17 protein-coding genes and 1 pseudogene are annotated in these 22649 nt (G+C 72.6%); 11 read left to right on the top strand and 7 right to left on the bottom strand.

The genetic code is table 11. The annotated features are described in order from the left end of the window. Positions 1-19: 19 nt before the first annotated feature. Genes ACFYYF_RS27285 through ACFYYF_RS27300 form a run of 4 tightly spaced genes read left to right on the top strand, consistent with a single transcriptional unit; the run spans position 20 to position 4954 of the window. Complete coding sequence (locus ACFYYF_RS27285; RefSeq protein WP_388780157.1) at positions 20-979, top strand: ABC transporter permease; 960 nt, start codon at positions 20-22, stop codon at positions 977-979. Then, positions 979-2955, top strand: a complete 1977-nt coding sequence (locus tag ACFYYF_RS27290; RefSeq protein WP_388780159.1) for a dipeptide/oligopeptide/nickel ABC transporter permease/ATP-binding protein — start codon at positions 979-981, stop codon at positions 2953-2955. Before ACFYYF_RS27285 ends, ACFYYF_RS27290 begins: the two co-directional genes overlap by 1 nt. Next, positions 2952-4022 carry an oligopeptide/dipeptide ABC transporter ATP-binding protein gene (locus ACFYYF_RS27295; RefSeq protein ID WP_388780161.1) on the top strand — a complete coding sequence of 357 codons (1071 nt, stop codon included), beginning with the start codon at positions 2952-2954 and terminating at the stop codon, positions 4020-4022. The genes ACFYYF_RS27290 and ACFYYF_RS27295 overlap by 4 nt, the downstream gene beginning before the upstream one ends. Continuing rightward, complete coding sequence (locus ACFYYF_RS27300; protein WP_388780163.1) at positions 4019-4954, top strand: dihydrodipicolinate synthase family protein; 936 nt, start codon at positions 4019-4021, stop codon at positions 4952-4954. The genes ACFYYF_RS27295 and ACFYYF_RS27300 overlap by 4 nt, the downstream gene beginning before the upstream one ends. 14 nt (positions 4955-4968) lie before the next feature. Here ACFYYF_RS27300 and ACFYYF_RS27305 read toward each other — a convergent pair whose 3' ends face one another. From ACFYYF_RS27305 to leuA, 6 genes and pseudogenes are all read right to left on the bottom strand, one after another. After that, positions 4969-6180, bottom strand: coding sequence for an exo-alpha-sialidase (locus ACFYYF_RS27305; protein ID WP_388780165.1), 1212 nt, complete (start codon positions 6178-6180; stop codon positions 4969-4971). 197 nt (positions 6181-6377) lie between these two features. Beyond that, positions 6378-7055: a response regulator gene (locus ACFYYF_RS27310; protein ID WP_388780167.1), complete on the bottom strand. Its 678-nt coding sequence runs from the start codon at positions 7053-7055 to the stop codon at positions 6378-6380. A gap of 404 nt (positions 7056-7459) precedes the next feature. Further along, positions 7460-8635 (bottom strand): annotated as a pseudogene (locus tag ACFYYF_RS27315) (sensor histidine kinase); the annotation flags it as partial. Positions 8636-8720: 85 nt separating this feature from the next. Then, positions 8721-10802, bottom strand: a complete 2082-nt coding sequence (locus ACFYYF_RS27320; RefSeq protein ID WP_388780169.1) for an MMPL family transporter — start codon at positions 10800-10802, stop codon at positions 8721-8723. Between the two features lie 164 nt (positions 10803-10966). Continuing rightward, a complete protein-coding gene (locus ACFYYF_RS27325) occupies positions 10967-11662 on the bottom strand; it encodes a TerB family tellurite resistance protein (protein WP_388780171.1) in 696 nt (231 codons plus the stop codon). A gap of 185 nt (positions 11663-11847) precedes the next feature. Then, positions 11848-13599, bottom strand: coding sequence for a 2-isopropylmalate synthase (leuA, locus tag ACFYYF_RS27330; protein ID WP_361690577.1), 1752 nt, complete (start codon positions 13597-13599; stop codon positions 11848-11850). A gap of 320 nt (positions 13600-13919) precedes the next feature. On the opposite strand from leuA, the gene ACFYYF_RS27335 reads away from it, so the two are divergent. From ACFYYF_RS27335 to ACFYYF_RS27350, 4 genes are all read left to right on the top strand, one after another. Beyond that, positions 13920-14990: a M4 family metallopeptidase gene (locus tag ACFYYF_RS27335; protein WP_388780173.1), complete on the top strand. Its 1071-nt coding sequence runs from the start codon at positions 13920-13922 to the stop codon at positions 14988-14990. Positions 14991-15023: 33 nt separating this feature from the next. After that, entirely contained in the window at positions 15024-15290 is a 267-nt protein-coding gene (locus ACFYYF_RS27340) for a protealysin inhibitor emfourin (RefSeq protein ID WP_361690571.1), read from the top strand. A 243-nt stretch (positions 15291-15533) separates the two neighbouring features. Further along, positions 15534-16838 (top strand): GH1 family beta-glucosidase, encoded by a 1305-nt coding sequence (locus ACFYYF_RS27345; RefSeq protein ID WP_388780176.1) that lies wholly within the window; start codon positions 15534-15536, stop codon positions 16836-16838. Then, entirely contained in the window at positions 16835-18103 is a 1269-nt protein-coding gene (locus tag ACFYYF_RS27350; RefSeq protein WP_388780178.1) for an MFS transporter, read from the top strand. The genes ACFYYF_RS27345 and ACFYYF_RS27350 overlap by 4 nt, the downstream gene beginning before the upstream one ends. A gap of 237 nt (positions 18104-18340) precedes the next feature. Here ACFYYF_RS27350 and ACFYYF_RS27355 read toward each other — a convergent pair whose 3' ends face one another. After that, on the bottom strand, positions 18341-19219 hold the full coding sequence (locus ACFYYF_RS27355; RefSeq protein WP_361690562.1) for an NAD(P)-dependent oxidoreductase: 879 nt from the start codon (positions 19217-19219) through the stop codon (positions 18341-18343). Between the two features lie 119 nt (positions 19220-19338). Between ACFYYF_RS27355 and ACFYYF_RS27360 the strand changes: the two genes are divergently transcribed. From ACFYYF_RS27360 to ACFYYF_RS27370, 3 genes are all read left to right on the top strand, one after another. Then, positions 19339-20190 (top strand): helix-turn-helix transcriptional regulator, encoded by an 852-nt coding sequence (locus ACFYYF_RS27360; protein WP_388780181.1) that lies wholly within the window; start codon positions 19339-19341, stop codon positions 20188-20190. 253 nt (positions 20191-20443) lie between these two features. Further along, positions 20444-20920: a hypothetical protein gene (locus ACFYYF_RS27365; RefSeq protein WP_388780183.1), complete on the top strand. Its 477-nt coding sequence runs from the start codon at positions 20444-20446 to the stop codon at positions 20918-20920. Positions 20921-21314: 394 nt separating this feature from the next. After that, complete coding sequence (locus ACFYYF_RS27370) at positions 21315-22604, top strand: beta-xylosidase (RefSeq protein WP_388780185.1); 1290 nt, start codon at positions 21315-21317, stop codon at positions 22602-22604. The last annotated feature ends 45 nt before the right edge of the window (positions 22605-22649 follow it).

Here is a 22649-nt window from a genome sequence, read left to right on the forward strand (position 1 = left end):
GCGACAGGGGAGTCCGTACGTGGTCGCCATCGTCAGGATCCTGCTGCGCCGCGTCGCGCTGCTCGTGCCGCTGATGCTCGGGATCGTCCTGTTCGTCTTCCTGGTGATGCGGTTCTCGGACGTCGATCCGGCCTCCGCGTTCTTCCAGGGCGCCAACCCGACCCCCGGGCAGCTGCACGACTTCAGGGAGCGGAACGGACTGCTCGATCCGCTGCCCGTGCGCTACGTCCACTTCGTGGGAGACCTGCTGCACGGCGACATGGGCACCAGCGCGCTGACCCGGGCGCCGGTCGTCGAACAGGTCACCACCGCGCTGCCGCTCACGCTCCAGCTCACCTTCCTGGGGCTCGGCATCGCGGTGGTGCTGGCGCTGCTCGGCGGGGTCACGGCCGCGATCCACCGTGACCGGCTGCCCGACCAGATCATCCGGGTGGTGTCCCTGACCGGGGTCGCCGCACCGGGGTTCTGGCTGGCGCTGCTGATGATCCAGTACCTCGCCGTCGACCGGGGCTGGTTCCCCACCGGCGGCTACGTCAACCCGGCGGACTCGCCGACCGGCTGGCTGAAGACCATGGCGCTTCCGGCGCTCGCCCTGTCCCTGCCGGTCGCGGCCCAGCTCACCCGGATCGTCCGGACGTCCGTGGTCGAGGAACTGGACAAGGACTACGTCCGCACGGCGATCGGCAGCGGGCTGCCGCCGCGGGTGGTCGTCGGCCGCAACGTCCTGCGCAACGCCCTGATGAACCCGCTCACCGTGCTGGGGCTGCGCGTCGGCTATCTGCTGGGCGGGGCGGTCGTCATCGAGACGATCTTCTCGCTGCCCGGCATGGGCAAGCTGATGATCGACGCCGTGCAGAACGGCGACCCCGCCGTCGTGCAGGGCGTCGTCCTGACCACCGCCTTCGGCTTCGTGGTCGTGAACCTCGCCATCGACATCCTGTATCTGCTGGTCAACCCACGACTGAGGGATGCGACCTGATGTACACGCGGAAGGAACTCGCCAGGGCCCTCGCCCGCCCCGGCGTCCGGCTGCGCGGCCGGCGCAGACTGCCGGCGCTGTCGCGGATCGCGGTCTGCTTCCTCGCCGTGGTCCTCGTGGTGGCGGTGTTCGCCCCGCTGCTCGCGCCGCACGACCCGCTCGACCAGCAGCCGCAGACGGACGGCACCGGGCATCCGTCGGCGGACCACTGGATGGGGCAGGACAGCCTCGGCCGGGACATCCTCAGCCGGCTGATGTACGGAGCGCGCTGGTCCCTGGCCATCGGCCTCGGCGCCACCGCCCTCGCCCTGGTCGTGGGCGCGTTGCTCGGCGCGCTCGCCGCGACCTCGCGCAAGGCGGTCGACGAGACGCTGATGCGCGCTCTCGACGTGGTGATGGCGTTCCCGGGCATCGCGCTGGCCGCCGTGCTCGTCGCCGTGTTCGGCGGCGGCATCACCGTACTGATCTGCGCGATCGCGTTCCTGTTCACCCCGCCCCTCGCCCGGGTCGTCCGGGCGAACGTGCTCGACCAGTACGGCGAGGACTACGTCACCGCCGAGCGGGTCATCGGCGCCCGCACCCCGCACATCGTGCTGCGCCACGTGGCCGTCAACTGCGCGGCCCCGGTCCTGGTGTTCTGCACCGTGCAGGTCGCCGAGGCGATCGTGTTCGAGGCCTCGCTGTCCTTCATCGGCGCGGGCGTACGGCCCCCGGACCCGTCCTGGGGCAGCGTCATCGCCGACGGCAAGAACATGGTGCTGACCGGCGGCTGGTGGGCCACCGTCTTCCCCGGCCTGCTGATGCTGGTCACCGTGCTGTCGCTGAACATCCTCTCCGAGGGCGTCTCCGACGCGTGGGCCGCGCCGGCCGCCCGGGAGGTGTCCGTACCACCCGCCGAGGACCGTCTCGAAGCCCCGGAGCCGGGCGGCGGCGCGGTCGTCGAACTGCCCGGTCTCGCCGCGGCGGCGGCCCGGCTGCGGGCACGGGCGCGACCGCCCGTCACGGACGGGCACCCCGTCCTCGCCGTCGAGCGTCTGGCCATCGGCTTCGACCACCGGCACGGCGGTGTGGACATCGTCGACGGCATCAGCTTCGAGGTGTACCCCGGCGAAGTCCTCGGTCTGGTCGGCGAGTCGGGCTGCGGGAAGTCGCTGACGGCCCTGACCGTGATGGGCCTGGAGCCCAAGGGCGCCCGGGTGCGCGGCCAGGTCCGGTTCCGGCAGCGGCAGTTGGTGGGCGAGCCGATGCGGGTACGGCGCCGACTGCTGGGCCACGAGATGGCGATGGTCTACCAGGACGCGCTGTCGTCGCTGAACCCGGCGATGACGATCAGGGCGCAGCTGGGGCAGGTGATACGGCGGGGCGGCAGGCGCACGGCGGCCGAGCTCCTCGCCCTGGTCGGCCTCGACCCCGGGCGGACCCTGCGCAGTTACCCGCACGAGCTGTCCGGGGGCCAGCGCCAGCGCGTGCTGATCGCGATGGCGCTGTCCCGCGAGCCCGCGCTGATCGTGGCGGACGAACCGACGACGGCCCTGGACGTGACGGTCCAGGCGCAGGTCATGGAGCTGCTGTTGCGGCTGCGGGCGGAACTGGACTTCGCCCTGGTCCTCGTCTCGCACGACCTCGCGCTGATCTCGGCGGTCACCGACCGGGTGGTCGTGATGTACGGCGGTCAGATCGTCGAGACGGGGGTGACGGCGGACCTGGTGGAGTCCCCGGCCCACCACTACACGCGCGGGCTGCTGGGCAGCGTCCTGTCCCTGGAGTCGGCGGCCGAGCGCATGACGCAGATCAGGGGGGTCGTCCCCTCCCCCGCAGACTTCCCGGCCGGCTGCCGGTTCGCCGACCGGTGTCCGATGGCCGACGAGACGTGCCGGACGACGGCACCCGACCTCCTCGGCACGCCCGCGCACACGGCGGCCTGCCACCACCCGGCCGTCGACCTGGTGACCACCGAGAGCGAGGCCGTGACATGAGTTCATCCCCGGCGGACCCGCTCGTCCGGCTCTCCGACACGCACGTCGTCCACCGGGCGCGCAGCGGCGGTGTGTTCACCCGGGACCGGGTGTACGCGCTGACCGGCGTCGATCTCACCGTCGCGCCGGGCGAGACGATCGGCGTGGTCGGCGAGTCGGGCTGCGGCAAGTCGACGCTGGCGAAGGTGCTGGTGGGGGTGCAGCGGCCGACGTCCGGCACGGTGACCTTCCACGGCCGCGACCTGTGGTCCCTGAAGCCGGACGAGCGGCGCACGGTGGTCGGTGCCGGCACGGGCATGATCTTCCAGGATCCGTCGACGGCCCTGAACCGGCGGATGCCCGTGCACCGGATCCTGCGCGACCCGCTGGACGTGCACCGGCGCGGCGGCGCGGCCGAACGGGCGGACCGGGTGAAGGAGCTGATGTCCCTGGTCGGCCTGCCCCGGGCGCTAGCGGACGCGCTGCCCGGACAGCTCTCGGGCGGCCAGCGCCAGCGGGTGGCGATCGCCCGCGCCCTGGCCCTGGACCCCGTTCTGGTGGTGGCCGACGAGCCGACGAGCGCGCTGGACGTGTCGGTGCGCGCGCAGATCCTCAACCTCCTGCTGGATCTGCGGGAACGCCTCGGGCTGGCCATGGTGTTCGTGTCCCACGACATCCAGACCGTCCGCCGGATGAGCGACCGGGTGATCACGATGTACCTCGGCCGGATCGTCGAGGAGTCCCCGGCCGGCGAGGTCACCGACGGCTCGCGTCACCCGTACACCCGGGCGCTGTTCTCGGCGACCCCCGGCCTGCTGGATCCCGTCGAGCCGATCCCGCTGACCGGGCCCGTCCCCTCGGCGACGCACCCGCCGAGCGGCTGCCCCTTCCGCACCCGCTGCTGGAAGGCGGACACGCAGTGCGCGACCCGGATGCCGGAGTTCACGGCCGCGTCGGCGCCCGGCCACCGCTTCCGGTGCCACCATCCTGTCGAGGAGGGCCACTCGACGCGCGCCCTGGTGGCGCAGGCCGAGTCCGCCGCCCTGGCCGACGTTCCGTTCCAGCAGCACATCCGGGAGCCTTCATGACCTTCCCCGCCCCGCTGACCGGTGTCGTACCGCCCGTCTGCACGCCCCTGACACCGGAGGGCGAGGTGGACGTCCCGTCGCTCACCCGGCTGATCGACCACCTGGTGGACGCCGGGGTGCACGGCCTGTTCGTCCTCGGCTCGACGTCCGAGGTGGCCTATCTGACGGACGCGCAGCGCAGGCTCGTGGTGGAGACGACGGTGGCGCACGTCGCCGGCGGCCTCCCCGTCCTGGCCGGTGCCATCGACATGACGACGCCCCGTGTCCTGGACCACGCGCGCGCAGCCCGTGCCGCGGGCGCGGACGCGATCGTCGTCACGGCGCCGTTCTACACCCGCACCCATCCCGCGGAGATCGCCCGGCACTTCCGCCTCGTCGCCGAGCGCGCCGCGCTCCCCCTGTTCGCGTACGACCTCCCGGCCTCCGTCCACACCAAGCTGAGCCCCGAACTGGTCCTCGAACTCGCCGCCGACGGCGTCCTGGCCGGTCTGAAGGACTCCAGCGGCGACCTCGGTGCCTTCCGCACGGTCGTCACCGGCGCCCGTGGCCGCCCCGGCGCCGGGGGCTTCACGTCGCTCACCGGTTCCGAGGTGGTCGTGGACTCGGCGCTGGCCCTCGGCGCGGACGGCGTGGTCCCCGGCCTGGCCAACGTGGACCCGGTGGGCTACGTACGGCTGTACGAGCTGTGCGCGGCGGGCGACTGGGAGCGGGCGCGGGCGGAACAGGAGCGGCTGTGCGAGCTGTTCGGCCTGGTGAACGTGGGCGACCCGGCCCGGATGGGCGGCAGTTCCTCGGCGCTCGGCGCCTTCAAGGCCGCGCTGTCCCTGCGGGGCGTCATCGACTGCGCCGCGACGGCGGAACCCCAGGTGCCGCTGTCGCAGGGCGAGATCGAGCGCGTCGGGAAGTACCTGGCCTCGGCGGGACTGCTCTGAGCCGGAGCCCGTCCTCACCCGAGCAGTCCGCTCAGCGGCAGCCGCCGGAACTCGATGGTCTCGTACGGGCCGGCGTCGCCCGTCTCGTAGAGGATGCCGACCCGGGAGGCGCCGAGCTGGACGAGGTCCGAGTAGGCGGCTCGCCGCGCGGACAGCGTGACCGCCTTGTCGAAGTCCGCGCCGGCGGTCGTGCTGCGCCAGACGGCCATGGACCGGCGGACGGTGGGGGCGGAGGGGCCCGAGAAGAGGAGCGGGGCGAAGCGGCCGGTGAGCTGGAGGACGCTGCCCTGGACGACGGGGACGTCGTTCAGGTCGGGCTGGACGGCGAAGGGGCGGTCCAGGGTCTCGGCGCCGTCGCTGGAGTAGGAGTCGAGACGGTTGCCGGTGCTCGTGCCGTTCTGATCGCGCGAGGTGAAGTAGAGCCTGCCGTCGGGCAGTTCGGCCACCGAGCTCTCGTTGGCGTTGTCGGTGCCGTCGTAGGAGTCGTCCACGAAGCCGAGCCGCCAGGTGCGCCCGCCGTCGTCGCTGTAGAGCGCGTGCGCCCCGTAGTACCTGGCCTCCTGGCCGGTGTCCGTGGACCCGGCGGGCGGGGCGGCGGAGTGGTTGGCGGGCACGACCAGGCGCCCCGCGTGCGGTCCGTGGCGCAGCGCGATCGCGTGGCCGGGCCCGGTGGCGTACCAGCGCCAGCCGGGCGGCTTCGCCTCGTCCGTGATGTCCCGCGGGGCGGTGAAGTGCCGTCCGTCGTCGCGGCTGGTCTGGACGAAGACGCGCCGGCTCTGCTCGGCGGTGGCCTCGCCCCGCATGATCTGCGCCTCGGTGACCGCACCGCTGTTGTAGGAGGTGAGCAGGACGATCCGGCCGGTCCTGGGGTCCACCACCGGCGCCGGGTTGCCGCGGGTGTCGCCGTCCCCGGAGGCGACGACCCGCATCGGGCCCCAGGTGCAGCCGCCGTCGAAGGAGCGCCTGAGGACGACGTCGATGTTCCCGGTGTCGCCCGCACCGCTGTGCCGCCCCTCGGCGAAGGCGAGCAGGGTGCCCGCCCGGGTCGTGACGGTCGCCGGGATGCGGTAGGTGTCGTAGCCGTCCTGGCCCGCCGTGTACGGAACGGAGGAGACGCAGTCCCCGGCGCCGCGGGGCGCGGCCGAGGCGGCGTGACCGGTGGCGGCGAGGGCGGTGAGGACTCCGGCGGTGGCGGTGACCGCGACCATGCGGCTCATGCTGGTCATGACACTCCCTGGACTACGTCGACTGTGTCAGACATGGAACGTGGGACGTGGGATGTCCCGGTGAACCTAATGTGCCCAGGGGGTCGCGGCAATACCCGTGGCCGCACGACGTGGTGACGGGACGTCAGTCGATTCCGGTCTCGCTTTCGGCCGCTGCTGACGGGGTGGGAGCGGCCCCGGTTCTCGGCCGCCTCCGGTCAGGCCCGGCCCGTGTCTCCGGGAGTCACCAGGCCCGACTCGTACGCCACGATGACGAGCTGGGTCCGGTCGCGGGCGCCCAGCTTGCCCATGATGCGGCTGACGTGGGTCTTCGCGGTGAGCGGGCTGAGCCCCAACGCCGCGGCGATCTCGGTGTTGTTGAGGCCGCGCGCGACGAGGGTGAGCACCTCGCGCTCGCGCCCGGATAGCTCCTCGGGACCGCCCGCCGCGAGCGCGGGGGCGGAGGGGGCGCGCAGGAAGCGGGCGACCAGCCGGGCGGTGGGGCCCGGCGAGAGCAGCGCGTCCCCGGCGGCGACGGTGCGGATCGCGTCGAGGAGTTCGGCGGGCCGGGTGTCCTTCACCAGGAAGCCGGAGGCGCCCGCGCGCAGCGCCTCCACGATGTGCTCGTCGGTGTCGTACGTGGTGAGCACGAGCACCCTGACCCCGGCCAGGTTCTCGTCGGCCGCGATGAGCCGGGTCGCCTCGATGCCGTCGAGGTCGGGCATGCGGATGTCCATGACGACCAGGTCGGCGCGTCCGGCGCGGGCCAGCTCGACGGCCTCGCGGCCGGTGGCCGCCTGCCCGACGACCTCCATGTCCCGCGCGGACTCCACGAGCATGGCGAACGCGGCCCGTACGAGGTTCTGGTCGTCGGCGAGAACCACGCGAATGGTCATCGATCCCCACCCTCGCCCGTCCCGGCCCCGGGACCGCCTGCGGGAGGCCCACCGCGCACGGCGCCCGAGCCCCGCACGGACAAAGCCCCGGGCACCTGCCCCGGCACAGCCGGCCGACCCGACACCGGGCGCCGGTCCGGCTCGGTGAGCTGGTGTGGCTCCGGAGGCTGATCCCGCTCAGGACGCTGGTCTGGCACCCGGCGCTCATCCGACGCCGGACGCTGGTCCGGCTCGGGACGCTGATCCGGTACCGGAGGCTGATGCGTCGCCGGGCGCTGGTCCGGCGCGGGGATGTGGTGTTGCTCCGGGCTCTGATCCGACGCCAGACGCGGATCCCGCTCAGGGTGCCGGTCCGGCTCGGGGAGTTGGTGTGGCTCCGGACGTCGGTTCGGCGGGGGCGTGCGGAGGGGGAGGATCGCCTGTACGGCGAATCCGCCCTCCTGCCGGGTTCCCGTCTCCAGGGTGCCGCCCACGCTGCGGGCCCGCTCCCGCATCCCCACGAGACCGAAGCCGGGCGGGCCGCCCGCGTCCCCGATGCCGTCGTCCGTGACCCTCACCCGCAGGGCCCAGCCGTCCGTCTCCAGCTCCACGCGGACGCCCGCCCCGGGCCCCGCGTGCCGCACCGCGTTGGTCAGCGCCTCCTGGACGATGCGATAGGCGGCGGCTCCCACGGCGGTGGGAACACCGTCGGCCCCCGCCACGGACGGCGCCTCCACCCGCGCGCCCGCCGAACGTGCCGCCGCCACCAGGTCGGGCACGCCGTCGAGGCCGGGCAGCGGGCCCCGGCCGTCGCCGCCGCCGTGCTCGGTGTCGCGCAGTACCTCCAGCGTGCTGCGCAGTTCGCCGCGCGCGGTCCGGCAGGTCTCGGAGATGTCGTCGAGGGCCTGGGCGACGGCCGTACGGTCCAGGCGCTCGGGGTCGGCGGCCAGGACGTGCGCGGCGACGGAGGTCTGCACACCGATCAGGGTGATGCTGTGGGCGAGCAGGTCGTGCAGGTCCCGGGCGATACGCAGGCGCTCCTCGGCGACCCTGCGGCGGGCCTCCTCCTCGCGGGTGCGTTCGGCGCGCTCGGCGCGTTCGACGACCGAGGCGAAGTACTGCCCGTGCACCCGGACGTACACACCGAGCACGATGAACGCGACGATCCAGCCGGTGATGCGCAGCGCCTGGGCGCCCTCGGCCGCGCCCTGCCCGAACTTGACCGTGAGCATGATGCCGATGACCCCGCCGCCGACGGCCAGGGAGCGCAGCGGGCTTCCCGTGACGGCGACGGTGAACAGCGCGGTCATCGAGACGAGCAGCGGTGCGCTGTGGTCGAAGTCGAGCGCGTGGTAGGGGGCGACGCAGGCGACGAGCCCGAGGAACGCGGGGAGCGGGGCGCGCCGGCGGAAGACCATCGGAGCGTGGGCGGCGACCAGCAGGGTCCAGCCGAGCGCGTCGGGCCGCCGGCCGTCCATCGGCACGGTGAGCGCCACGGTCGTGTCGAGGAGCAGCAGCACGCCCGCGATCAGCGCGTCCTGGCGCAGGACCCGCGCCGGGTCGGTGGTGCCCCGGTGCCCGAAACCGGTGAGGTGCAGCATGCGTTTGACGTCCACCGCTTCATCTTCCGTGAGGGGGCGCCCCTCCGGGAGAGAGAGGGGCGCCCGATGTCCGGTGTACGACCGCTCAGCCGACGCCGACGGGCTCCTGGCGCCCGGCCGCCTCGGGGGCCGGTTCGCGCGAGAGGCCGCCGGGCCACCACACCTTCCGCCCCAGGGCCACGCTGGCGCTGGTCACCAGGTACGTACGGACGAGGAAGGTGTCGAGCAGCACCCCGACCGAGATGACGAAGCCGAGTTCGACGAGCTGGAGGAGCCCCATGTTCGTGAGCACCGCGAAGGTGGCCGCGAGGACGAGGCCGGCCGAGGCGATCACGCCCCCGGTGGTGCGCAGCGCGGTGAGCGCGGCGGCGGCCGGTTCGGCGCCGGAGAGGGATTCCTCGCGCATCCGGTGCATGAGGAAGATTCCGTAGTCGACGCCGAGGGCGACCAGGAACACGAAGGACAGCAGGCCGAGGCCGGGATCGGTCCCCTCGAACCCGAACAGCGGGCCGAAGACGAGTCCGCCGAGGCCGAGGGCCGCGCCCCACACCGCGATGACGGCGGCGACGAGCAGCAGCGGCGCCACGAGCGAGCGCAGCAGCAGGACCAGGATGAGCAGCACCGAGAGGAGGACGATCGGGACGACGACGAGCCGGTCGCGGGCGTTCGTGTCCTGGAGGTCGAGCTGCTGGGCGCTCGGGCCGCCTACGTACGATCCGCCGAGGTCCGCCCGCAGGGCCTTGATCGTGGCGGTCTCGGCCGCCGACTGCGGGGCGCCGCGCGCGATGACGGAGATCTCGGTCCAGCCGCCGCCGCTGCGTCCGCGCTCGGCGCTCGCGACACCGGTGTGCCCGCGGACGGCGGACAGTGTGGCGTCCGTTCGTCCGGTGGGGGTGATCACGGTGATGGGCTGGGTGCCCTGTCCGGGGTAGGCGCGGGCGAGTGTCTCCATCGCGGTGACCGAGTCGGGCCGGTGGACGAAGGCGTCCTCCTGCTTGAGCGCACCGGGCAGGTTCAGGGTGCCGAGGGCGAGCGCCCCGAGCAGGACGGCTCCGCTCGCCAGGACGACGAGCGGCCGGCGGCCCGCCGAGGACCCCATGGCCGCGAACAGGCTCCGGCGCCGCACCGGCTCGCTGCCGAAGGCGGGGACGAGGGGCCAGAACACCCGCCGGCCGAGCAGCACGAGTACGGCGGGCAGCAGGGTCAGCATGGCGAGAAGGGCGCAGAGCACGCCGATCGTGCCGGTCGGTCCCATGCCCCGGCTGCTGTTGAGGTCGGCGGCGAGCAGGCAGAGCAGTCCGGCCGCGACGGTCCCGGAGGAGGCGAGCACGGCGGGCCCGCAGCCGCGCAGGGCCACCTTCATGGCGTCGTAGGGCCGCTCGACGCGCCGCAGTTCCTCCCGGTAGCGGGAGATGATCAGCAGGGCGTAGTCGGTTCCGGCGCCGAAGACGAGGATCGTCATCATGCCCGAGCTCTGGCCGGAGACGCTCGTGCCGAACGCCTGGTGCAGGCCGTAGGCGACGCCCATCGACAGATAGTCCGCGACCCCGGCGACGGCGAGCGGCACGAGCCACAGCAGCGGGCTGCGATAGATGAGGACGAGCAGGACGGCGACGACGGCGACCGTGGTGTAGAGCAGCGGTCCGCCGAGCGAGTTGTAGACCTCGGACGCGTCGGTGGCCAGTGCGCCGGGCCCGCCGACGACGACGCTCATCCCGTCGGTGTCGCGGGCCACGTCGCGGACGTCGTTCACGAACGCGTCGCGCTTCTTCTCGTCGGTGCCGGGCGCGGTGCTGGCGACCGGGTACATCACCGTGCTGCCGTCGGAGGACGGCACGGCCCGGGGCGTGCCGGTCAGCGGGTTCGCGCGGGTGATCGCGGCGACCTGGCGGGCCGCGGTGTCCCGGTCGGCCTGCCGGAGCCCTCCGTCGCGGTGGTAGACGAGCACCAGTTCGGTGCTCTCGCCGCCGGGCAGTCGGTCCTCGATCTTCGCGACCAGCGTGGAATCCGCGCTCGACGGCAGATAGTCGACGGCACGGTCGTGCTGCACGTCGGACAGCTTGGCCGCGAACGGGCCGACGACGGCCAGCAGCCCGATCCACAGCGCGAGCACCGCCCACGGCACGGCCCGCCGCCGCGACCGCGTACTTGTCTCTCCGGCCCCCATGGACAGGGCCTCCCTTCGGTCCGGATGTCTGTTACCGCTTCCAGACTTCCGGCCCGAGGCCCCCCTTTCGTCGCCCGCGGGAGCGAGCCGGTCCCTACTGCGCCGGGTGTGCCGGGGCCGCCGTTACTCCCCGGGGAGTACGGCGGCGTCGGGCGTCCACGCCGTTACGACGGGGTGCGGGCCGTGGCCAGGAGGTGGGTCACGTCGTCCGAGCAGATCGTCAGGGCCGCGCCGACGGTCGTGAGGACGTCGCGTTCGGCGGGGGTGTAGGGGCCGTCGGCGAGGGCGATGCGGGCGCCCTGGAGGAGGATCGCCTCGCGGCCCGTCACGGCGAGGTGCGGGGCCAGCGGGTCCAGGGCCTCGTGGAGCTCTATGGCCAGACTCGCTCCGCAGGGCTCGCCGAAGAAGCGGCCCGTGTCGGCGGCCAGCGCCTCGACGAGGGCGCTGAGCTGGTCCTCGGTGCAGTCGTCGAAGCCGGCCGAGCGGACGGTCGCGGCGGCGGTCTCAAGGGACGAGCGGGCGCAGCCGCCGCCCGCCGCGAGAACGGCGAGGGCAACGGTGTGGACGGCGTCGCGGAGCATCGCGGAGAAGCGGGTGGTGGTGGGGTGGTCCAGGACGTCGGCGCCGTAGTGGCTGCGGCAGGCCGCGCATTCGACGACGGGCCCGGTCTCGCCACGCGGCAGGACGGGAACACCCAGAAGAGTGAAGCGGCGCCGGCCGGTCAGCCGCTGGTAGTTGCGGTCGCCGCCGCAGCCGGGGCAGAAGAACTCCCCGTCGCCCACGGTGCTCCACGCCGTACGGGTGCCCAGGATGCGGGGAACCTGAACTGCACGACCGTTTCGTCCCCATCCTGGCAGCACGTCGCACACCTCCGTAACCACGCGGCAACATCGCCGCGCTGGCGTGATGTTAGCCACATTGGTGAGGTGTAGTCAGTACCTACGACGAGACCTGCTTGTGACCTGCACACGAATTGGCCGGGACACGACCCGGCCCCGCCCCCCTCGAAAGGCGGACGGGGCCGGAAAGAACCAGGTGAACGAGGTCAGCGGGCCGCGCGGTTGACGGCGGAGACGACGGCCTTCAGCGAGGCGCGTGTCGTGTTCGCGTCGATGCCGATTCCCCACAGGACCTTGTCGCCGATCGCGCACTCGATGTACGACGCGGCCTGCGCGGAGGCGCCCTCGCTCATCGTGTGCTCCTGGTAGTCCAGCAGGCGCACGTCGATGCCGATGGACTGCAGGGCGTCGAAGAAGGCGGAGATCGGACCGTTGCCGGTGCCGCCCAGGACGGTGTCGGTGCCGTCGACCGTGGCCTCGACGGTCAGGGTGTCCACGCCGTCCTTGTCCGTGGTGGACTGGCCGTTCCTGACCTGGATACGGCCCCACGCGTTGCCGGGGTTGGGCAGGTACTCGTCCTGGAACGTCGCCCAGATGTCCTTCGGCGTGACCTCGCCGCCCTCGGCGTCGGTCTTCGCCTGGATGATCTTCGAGAACTCGATCTGCATCCGGCGCGGCAGGTCCAGCTTGTGGTCGTTCTTCAGGACGTACGCGATACCGCCCTTGCCCGACTGCGAGTTGACCCGGATGACGGCCTCGTAGGAACGGCCGACGTCCTTGGGGTCGATGGGCAGGTACGGGACGGCCCACTCGATGTCGTCGACGGTGACGCCCTTCGCGGCCGCCTCGGCCTCCATGGCGTCGAAGCCCTTCTTGATGGCGTCCTGGTGGGAGCCGGAGAAGGACGTGTAGACCAGGTCGCCCACGTACGGGTGGCGTGCGTGGACCTCCATCTGGTTGCAGTACTCCCACGTACGACGGATCTCGTCGATGTCGGAGAAGTCGATCTGCGGGTCGACGCCCTGGGAGAACAGGTTCATGCCCAGGGTGACCAGGTCGACGTTGCCGGTGCGCTCGCCCTGGCCGAACAGGCAGCCCTCGACGCGGTCGGCGCCGGCCATCAGCGCCAGCTCGGCGGCGGCGACGGCGGTGCCGCGGTCGTTGTGCGGGTGGATCGACAGGCAGACGTACTCGCGTCGGGACAGGTGGCGGCCCATCCACTCGAAGCGGTCCGCGTGCGTCGAGGGGGTCGAACGCTCCACCGTCGCGGGCAGGTTGAGGATGATCTCGCGGCCCGGGCCGGGCTGCCAGACGTCCATGACCGCCTCGCAGACCTCCAGGGCGAAGTCCAGCTCGGTGTCGGTGAAGATCTCGGGGCTGTACTGGTACCCGAACTCGGTCTCGGGGCCCAGCAGTTTCTCCGCGTACTCGACGACCAGGCGCGTGCCGTCGACGGCGATCTGCTTGATGTCGTCCTTGGAGCCGCGGAAGACGACACGGCGGAAGACCGGCGCGGTGGCGTTGTACAGGTGCACGTTGGCGCGCTTGGCGCCCTTCAGCGACTCGACGGTCCGCTCGATCAGGTCCTCGCGGGCCTGGGTCAGTACGGAGATCGTCACGTCGTCCGGGATCGCGGTCTCGTCCTCGATGATCGAGCGGACGAAGTCGAAGTCCGTCTGGCCCGACGCCGGGAAGCCGACCTCGATCTCCTTGTAGCCCATCTTGACCAGCAGGTCGAACATCTCACGCTTGCGCGCGGGCGACATGGGGTCGATCAGGGCCTGGTTGCCGTCGCGCAGATCCGTGGAGAGCCAGCGGGGGGCGACGGTGATCCGGTTGTTCGGCCAGTCGCGGTCGGGGATGTCGACCTGGTCGTACTGGCCGTACTTGTGGACCGGCATCGACGTGGGCCGCTGACGGTTGGTACGGGCGTGCTGGCTGATCTGGCTGTCCGCCATGATGCGTAGGCTCCTCAGGATGTCCGAAAGGACGGCCGACGGCGCAACGCCAGACTCCGCGGGGAGGGGGTCGGCCTCGACTACAGGCCCTCGCCGCGGCAGCTAAGAAGAAGCAGCCCGAAACGCATGATGCTCCGCAGCCTAGCGGAGCCGCGCTCCGTGCGGAGGGCTGTATCAGTATGCGGGACCGCGCGCCCCAAAAAGGACAAAAAGTGCGCCATACCACTTCCGACCGGAATCCCCGGCTCCTTATCACCCCATTTCACTGATCATGGTTGCACGTAGTGACATGTGCGTCACTCAGTGCAAGGGTGCCGGGCATGAAGACCCACGGGGGCCACGAGCCCGTCCACTGCACCATCGTTCCTCCCCACGTCCTCGACCAGCTCGCCCGGCACGAGGACCCCGCGCTCTCCGGTCCCGCTCGACTGACCCTCGAGCGTGACGCCTACGAGCGCACCCACCGCCGGCTGACCACCGTCATCGGAGCGCCCGCCGTCGCCGCGCCACCGGGGGCCGGGGAACACACGCCGCACCGGACGATCTACGACGCCCGCCACCGCCAGGACCTCCCCGGCAAGAAGGTCCGCGGCGAGGGCGACAAGCCCGGCAAGGACGCCACCGTCAACCGCGCGTACGCCGGGCTCGGGGCGACCTTCGACCTCTATCTGAACGCCTTCCAGCGCACCTCGATCAACGGCGAGGGCCTGCCGCTCGACGCCACCGTGCACTTCGACACCGACTACAACAACGCCTTCTGGAACGGCGAGCAGATGGTGTTCGGCGACGGCGACGGCGAGATCTTCCTCGACTTCACCATCCCGGTCGACGTCATCGGCCACGAACTGACCCACGGCGTCACCCAGTACACGGCGAACCTCACCTACTTCGGTCAGCCGGGCGCCCTGAACGAGTCCATGTCGGACGTCTTCGGCTCGCTGATCAAGCAGTACACGCTCGGCCAGACCGCCGCCGAGGCCGACTGGCTGATCGGCGCCGGGCTGCTCGCCCCGCGGGTCACCGGCACCGCCCTGCGCTCCATGAAGGCACCGGGCACCGCGTACGACGACGACGTGCTCGGCAAGGACCCGCAGCCCGGGACGATGGACGGCTACGTCCGCACCGGCCGGGACAACGGCGGCGTCCACATCAACTCCGGCATCCCCAACCACGCCTTCTATCTCGTCGCCCAGGCCCTCGGCGGCCACGCGTGGGAGCGGGCCGGGCAGATCTGGTACGACACGCTGACCGGCGGGGAGCTGCCGGAGCAGGCCCTCTTCTCGGACTTCGCCCGGCTCACGCTCGCCGCCGCGCGGACGCGGTACAACGAGGGCGAGGAACTGCAGGCGGTCTCCAAGGCCTGGGAAGAGGTCGGAGTGACGCCCGCGTAACCCGGGCACCCGAGTCGTACGAGGAAGGACCCCATGCGTATCGAGGTACGGCGTACGGGCGGGTTCGCGGGCATCGAGCGCCGTGCCGAGGTGGACACCTCGGCACGGCCCGACGCCGCCGAGTGGCACGCCCTGGCCGAGCGGGCGCTCGCCGCCGGACGGGACACGCCCCCGGCCGGCATTCCGGACGGCTTCCACTACGAGATCACCGTGGGCGGCAGGACGGTCCACGCCGCCGACCCACGGCTCACGGAGGCCCAGCGCGAGCTGGTCTCCAGGGTGCTGAAAGAGGGGGCGTAGGGGCGGGGGCGGTGAGGCGGGGGTAGGGGCGGGGGCGTTGAGGCTGGGTCCAGAGGCGGGCCTGATGGGGTCCAGAGGCGGGGCCTGACGGGGGCGGCCCGAGCGAGGGCACTCGCGGGCGAGGCCCGACCAGGTTCCGGGGGGCACGCGCACGGCATGGGCCCGCGGGCGGACAGGGCACCGTCGGCCGCCGGTTCACGCCGAACCGTTGACTTCCGTTACCGCGGGTACAGATGATCGCGCATGGCGACCAACCCCCTCCCGCAGTTCCCGTCCGGCTTCCTCTGGGGCGTGTCCACCTCGGCCCATCAGATCGAGGGGGCCGTGGACGAACGCGCCCCCTCCGTGTGGGACGCCTTCACCGCCGGACCCGGTCACATCAAGGACGGCTCCACGGCGGCGGTGGCCTGCGACCACGTCCACCGCTACCCCGAGGACGTGGCGCTCCTCGCCGGCCTCGGCGTGGACGCCTACCGCTTCTCCGTCTCCTGGCCCCGGGTGAACTCCCCCGGCGGTCTCGACTTCTACGACCGCCTGGTCGACGCGCTGTGCGCGGCCGGCGTACGGCCCGTGCCGACCCTCTTCCACTGGGACCTGCCGGCGGAGCTGGACTGGGCGGACCGGGACACCGCCGAGCGGTTCGCCGCGTACGCCTCGGTCGTCGCGGAACGCCTCGGCGACCGCGTCAAGAAGTGGATCACTCTCAACGAGCCCGCCGAGCACACCCTGCTGGGGCACGCCCTCGGCGCGCACGCCCCCGGCAAGCAGCTCATGTTCGACGCCCTGCCGGTGGCCCACCACCAGCTCCTCGCCCACGGTCTCGCCGTACGGGCGCTGCGCGCGGCCGGGGCGGGCGACATCGGGATCGCCAACTCGCACGGCCCGACCTGGGCGGCCTCGGACCGCACCGAGGACGTGGAGGCCGCCGACTTCTACGACCTCCTGCTCAACCGGCTCTTCGCCGACCCCGTCCTGCTCGGCCGCTACCCCGACGGCATCGACGCGTTGATGCCCGGTGACGTCGAGTCGGACCTGAAGATCATCGGTGAACCGGTCGACTGGTACGGGATCAACTACTACCAGCCGACGAAGGTGGGCGCCCCCGAGGGCGCGGAGATCGAGTTCGGCGGACTCACCCTGCCCGCCGAACTGCCCTTCACCGTCAAGGAACTGGAGGGGTACCCGGTCACCGACTTCGGCTGGCCGGTGGTGCCCGAGGCGCTCACGGAACTGCTCACCGGCTTCCGCGAGCGCTACGGCGACCGGCTCCCGCCCGTCGTCATCACCGAGAACGGCTGCAGTTACGAGGGCATCGACGACCAGGAGCGGATCACCTTCCTGGACGGTCATGTCCGCGCGCTGCACCGGGCGCTGGAACAGGGCGTCGACGTACGCGGCTACTTCGTCTGGTCGTTGATGGACAACTTCGAGTGGGCGGAGGGGTACGCGCGCCGCTTCGGTCTCGTGCACGTCGACTACGACACCCTGGAGCGGACCCCGAAGGCCTCGTACGGCTGGCTGCGGGACGCCCTGCGGGCGCAGAGATGACCGCGGCCGACCCCGTCGTGCCCGCGCCCGTGTCCGCGCTCGCCGAGCCGACCGAACGGGTCGGCCGGGGCTGGACGTCCGCGCTCTCGCTCGCCAACGGGGCGATCTGGGTGGGCTGGTACGGCCCTTTGCAGATCCTCCTCGCCTCCCAGGCGGAGGACTTCGCGCCCGGCTCCGGCATGTCCAAGGAGACGATGCTGGCCTGGGTGACGGGTGCGGGCGCGGTCGTCTCGCTGGTCGCCAACCCGCTCTTCGGCGCGTTGTCCGACCGGACGACCGCGCGACGGGGCCGCCGGACGCCGTGGATCGCGGCCGGTGCGGCCGGGGGCGCGCTGTCCCTGCTGCTCCTCGCGGGCGCGGGCGGGGTGTGGACGATGGCGGCGGGCTGGTGCCTGGTCCAGCTCACCCTGAACGCCGCCTTCGCCGCGGTGACCGCGGCCGTGCCCGACCGGGTGCCGCGGCTCCAGCGCGGCAGCGTGGGCGGCTGGCTGGGGGCCGCGCAGATCCTCGGTGTGGTCGGCGGCACCGGGCTCGCGACGGCGGCCGGTGGAACCGGCGGCGGGTACGCGGCATGCGCCGTGTTCACGCTGGTGGGCGTCCTGCCGTACGTACTGCGCTACGAGGATCTGCGGCTTCCGGAGTCGGCCCGGCCGCCCTGGTCGGGGCGGGAGTTCCTCGCCTCCTTCCGGCTGAGTCCGCGCGAACACCCCGACCTGGCGTGGGCCTGGCTGACCCGCTTCCTGATCAACCTCAGCAACGCCCTCGTGCTGCTGTACCTGCTCTACTACCTGCGCGACCGGCTGCGCCTCGACGACCCCGAGCAGGGCGTCCTGGTCCTCACGGCGGTGAACGGGATCACGCTCCTGGCCACGGTCGTGGTGGGCGGGGTGTGGTCGGACCGGCTGGGGCGCCGCAAACCGTTCGTGATCTGGTCCGGGGTGCTGATGGCGGTGGCCACGGCGGCGCTGGCCTGCTGGCAGACCTGGCCCGGGGCGATCGCCGCCGCGGCCGTCCTCGGCATCGGCTTCGGCGTCTTCACCTCCGTCGACTTCGCCCTGATGACCGACGTCCTGCCCAAGGCCCTCGACCGCGGCAAGGACCTCGGCGTCATCAACATCGCCAACGCCCTCCCCCAGGTCGCGGCCCCGGTCCTGGCCGCGCCGATCGTGACGTACCTGGGCGGCTACCGGGTCCTGTACCTGGTCGCGGCGGTCGTCGGTCTGGCGGGGGCGGTGCTGGTGGTGCGGATCAAGGGGGTGGACTGACCCGGCGGCGGACCGGACCGGCGCCGCTCACCCGGGCGTCCGCCGGGCCAGGTCCGCCGACCCGGTCAAAGGGTCTCGGTCCCGGCCCGCCGACAGGGCCTCGGCAGCCCGGTCGCAGGGCCCCGCCCCGGTCTCAGGGTCTCGGCCTCGGCCCGCTCACAGGGCCTCGGCCGCCCGGTCGCAAGGCCCGGCGCCGGTCACAGGGCCCAGGACCGGCCACAGACCTCGGCAGCCCGGTCACAGGGCGCCGGCGTCGCGGGCCGTCCACAGGGACGGGTACACCGGGCGGAAGCCCAGGTCGTGGCGGATGCGGTCGGTGGACACGATGCCGTTCCAGGGGTCGGGGTCGGTGCGCTCGTACAGGGCGGGCGGCACCTCGACGCCGTTGATCCGGTGCAGGTCGACGGTGGTGACGGGGGCGTCGTCGGCGATGTTGTAGACCGGGGTGGCGCCCACGGCGGGGGCGTGCAGCAGCCGGAGCAGGCCCTGGGCGACGTCCGCGTGGTGGACCATCTGGAGCCGCTGGGTCGCGGCCCACCGCCCGGCCCACCGCAGCGAGGCGGCGAGATGCGGATCGCCCTCCCCGTAGACGAAGGGGAGGCGGCCGATCCGTACCTCCATGTCCGTGTCCAGGGCGAGCAGACCGCGCTCGGCCTCCGCCTTGGAGGCCGGGTAGGCACCCCACATCTCCCCGCCGGGCACGCTCGGGTCGTCCTCGGTGAGCGGGCGGCCCCGGCCGGTCCCGTACACCAGGTTGGTGCTGACCTGCACGAACCTGCGCACCCCCGCGGAGACGGCGGCGCGGCCCAGTTCCAGCGCGGCGTCGCGGTTGACCGCCCAGGCCTCGTCGTCCGGCACCCCCCGGAAGGCGGCCGCGATGTTCACCACCGCGTCGGCGCCCGCGAGGGCCTTGCCCAGCGTCTCGGCGTCGCGCAGGTCCCCGACGGCGATCTCCGGCCCGAGCCCGGTGGGGCCGGTGAGCCCGGCCAGGGGCGCCGCCCGGGACTCGTCGCGGACCAGGATCCTCACCCGGTCGCCGGCCGGGGCCTGCCGCAGCAGGCGGGGCACGAAGCGGCGCCCGACCTCGCCGGTGGTTCCGGTCACCAGTGTCAGCATGATGTGCTCCTCTCGTCGGGCTCCACCGTCCCCCCGTGCCGGGCGGGGCGGGAGAGACCTGCTGATCCGGGGAGCGGCGGTCCCTGGATAAGACCGGCGGCCCGGGTCACGCTGGAGACATGGACCGACCCGAGGTAGCCGACTTCCTGCGCCGCGGCCGCGCCCGTCTGGAGCCCTCCGACGTGGGGCTCCCGGCCGGCTCCAGGCGCCGCACCCCTGGCCTGCGCCGCGAGGAGGTGGCGGCACTCGCGGGCATGTCCGTGGACTACTACACCCGGCTCGAACAGTCCCGCGGTCCGCGCCCCTCCCGTCAGATGCTGGGCGCGCTGGCGCGGGCACTGCGGCTCACCGGCGACGAGCGCGACCATCTCTTCCACCTGGCCGGGGAGGAACCGCCGCGCGCCGCGGGCGCCTCCTCGCACGTGCGCCCCGGACTGCTGCTGATCCTCGACCGGCTGCACGACGCGCCCGCCCAGGTCGTGACCGACTACGGCGAGCTGCTCGCGCAGAACGCGATGGCGGCGGCCCTGACGGGCGAGGCCGAACCCGGGCGCAATCTCGTCCGCCGGTTCTTCACCGACCCGGCCTCCCGCACCCTCTTCCCGCCCGAGGACCGTCCCGGGCACGCCCGTTCCCACGTCGCCAACCTGCGCGCGGTCACCGCGGCCCGCCCCGGGGACCCGGCCCCGGCCGCCCTGGTGGCCGAACTCCGCTCCACGAGCGAGGAGTTCGCGGAGCTGTGGGAGTCCCACGAGGTCGCCGTGCGGCGCTCCGCGACGAAGCGCTTCCTGAACCCCACGGTCGGTCTGCTGGAACTCGACTGCGAGATCCTGCTCAGCTCCGGCGACAACCAGCTCCTCGTCGTCCACACGGCACGCCCCGGCACCGAGTCCCACGAGCGGCTGCGGCTCCTGCGCGTGGTGGGCCTGCAGGACCTCACCCCCGGGTCGGACTTCGGCCACTTTCGATGACCGTCGAGGGAAAGGGCTTCCCTTCCCTTGCAATCGCGAGGCGCCCGCGCCTCAATGGAACCGCACGTTCCGACGGACCGTCAGACACGCCTCCGCACGGCGTCCCGCACCCCGCACGCGGACGGTCCTCGTACACGTCTCCCCGCACCCTCACCGCGCACGGAGGTGAGGAGTCCGTGTGCCCGGACCAGGGCGGACGGCTCCGTCCCGACCATCCCCACATGGCAATTCCCCCACAAGGGAAGGGATTTCGATGAGAGGCAAGCGACTCGCAACGGTCTCGGCGTTAGCCGCCGGCACCCTCGCCGCGGCCGGCCTGGCCTTCGCGCCGGCCGCCGCGGCCGTCACTCCCCAGACGGCCACGATCAACGCGACCTGCACCATCGGCGGGGGTGGCGCGGCCACCCTGACGGCCACCCAGGACGGCACGGCCGCGACCATCACCCTCAGCTCGACCGCCATCACGGCCCCGATCCCGATCGCCGCGGACTCGGTGGCCTCGACGCTCTCCCTGATGAACGCCGGCGGCGGGACCACCGCCTTCAGCGGCAAGAGGAACCCCGCGATGGCGGCCGGCAGCGGAGTGTCCGTGGGCCCCCTCGACGGCACCGTCGCCCCGGGCGACAGCCTGGAGTTCTACGGCGGCTCGCTGAAGATGACGATCTTCGGCATCACGATCACCTGCACGGCGGACGCACCGCAGTCGCCGGGCCCGTTCGTCTTCGCATGATCCGCCGATCCGGCGATCCACTGATCCACTGATCCACTGATCCACTGATCCGCTGATCCGCTGATCCACTGATCCACCGCGCCACGACGTGAAGAGGGCCGGTGCCGCCCGCGCGCAGCGACACCGGCCCGGCTCCCCCTCCCCCTCTCCCTCCCCCTCGATCACCGTGCCGCCACCTCCGCGCCGGACAGCGACTCCAGTGCCCGTGAACCGAGTTGGTGACCATGACAGAAACTGATGGCCCATCAGTCGCTGGGCCGGGTCTCCATTGACTTCTCACACGACCGGCACATCAATGTCCCCCTGGCGGCGCAGACGAGCCGCTGCGCCCGCATCCCTCAGGAGGGGGGCAACACCCATGTCAACCACGGGTCCGACAAACCGAAGACGCCGCATGGCGGCACTGCTCGGGGCGACCGTACTCGCGCTCACCGTGGGAGGAGCGCTGGCCGCTCCGGCCGGAGCCGCACCCACGAACGTGGACTTCGCCACGCACTGCATCCCGCCGGCGATCGCGGGCATCCCGCCGATCGACGGCACCACCACCGCGAAGATCGCGGTGGACAACGCCAGTCCCCAGGTCGGCGACACGGTCACCGTGACCTACACGGTGGTCAGTCCCGCCGCCAGCAACCCCGTCGACCTCGCCCTGCCGGCCGACATCATGACGCCCACCGGCAAGGTCACGCTGGGCGGGGCGCAGACCGGAAGCGTCACCGTCGCCGGCCCCAAGAAGAACGACCCGGTGCCCGCCAAGGGCGCCTTCCCGTCGTTCAGCATGACCGGCACCTTCACCGTGACCGCGCCCGGCGCGATCACCCTGTCGCCCGGTGACTACAACATCCACACCAGCTACATCATGGAGCTGGACACCCCGTGCACGGTCACCAACCCGCCCGCCCCGGTGTCGGAGACGGTCACCGCGACGGGTGGACAGACCAACACCCGTGCCATCCAGCTCGGTTCGGCCTCCGGCAACCCCGGTGACAGCGTGACCGTCACCGGCAGCGACTTCACCCCGGGTGCCAGCGTCACCCTCGCCGGACGGTCGGGTGCCACCCAGACCGCCGACACGGCGACCGTGACCGCGAACGCCCAGGGCTCCTTCAGCGGCTCGCTCGTCGTCAACGACAAGACGACGACCGGCGTGATCGCGTACGAGGGAGGAAGCTGGGACCCGGGCACCGGAGCCGGTCCCGCCGTCTATGTCGTCATCGACAACACGCCCGTGCCCGACGGCAGCCAGAAGCTCACCACCACGGTGAGGGCGGGAACCCTGTCGATGACCCAGGCCGGGGACGCCGTCGCGCTGTCGGCGGTCGACTACGGCACGGGCGGCGCCTCCACGGGCGCCCTGAAGACGGTGACGGTCAAGGACTTCCGCGGCGGGCCCGCGGGCTGGTCCCTGACCGGCAAGGTCACCGACTTCACCGGCCCCGGCGCGAAGATCGACGCCGGTGCCCTGAGCTGGACCCCGGCCTGCGCCACCAAGGCCGGCAGCCCGAGCACCTGCCAGGCCGGCTCGTCCGGCACGGTCGGGACCTCGGGAGCGACCCTGGCGTCCACCCCCAACGGGACACTCACCGGTGGTGAGTTCACCGTCGACGCCGGACTGTCGCTGAACGTGCCGGAGTTCACGCCGCCAGGCTCCTACTCCGGTGTGCTCACGCTGACGCTCAGCTGACCGGTCCGCCACTCGACCGGTCGTCCGCACCCCGGTGGCCGGGCG

Origin of the sequence: Streptomyces sp. NPDC001914, assembly GCF_042891215.1 — a bacterium.
GTDB lineage: Bacteria > Actinomycetota > Actinomycetes > Streptomycetales > Streptomycetaceae > Streptomyces.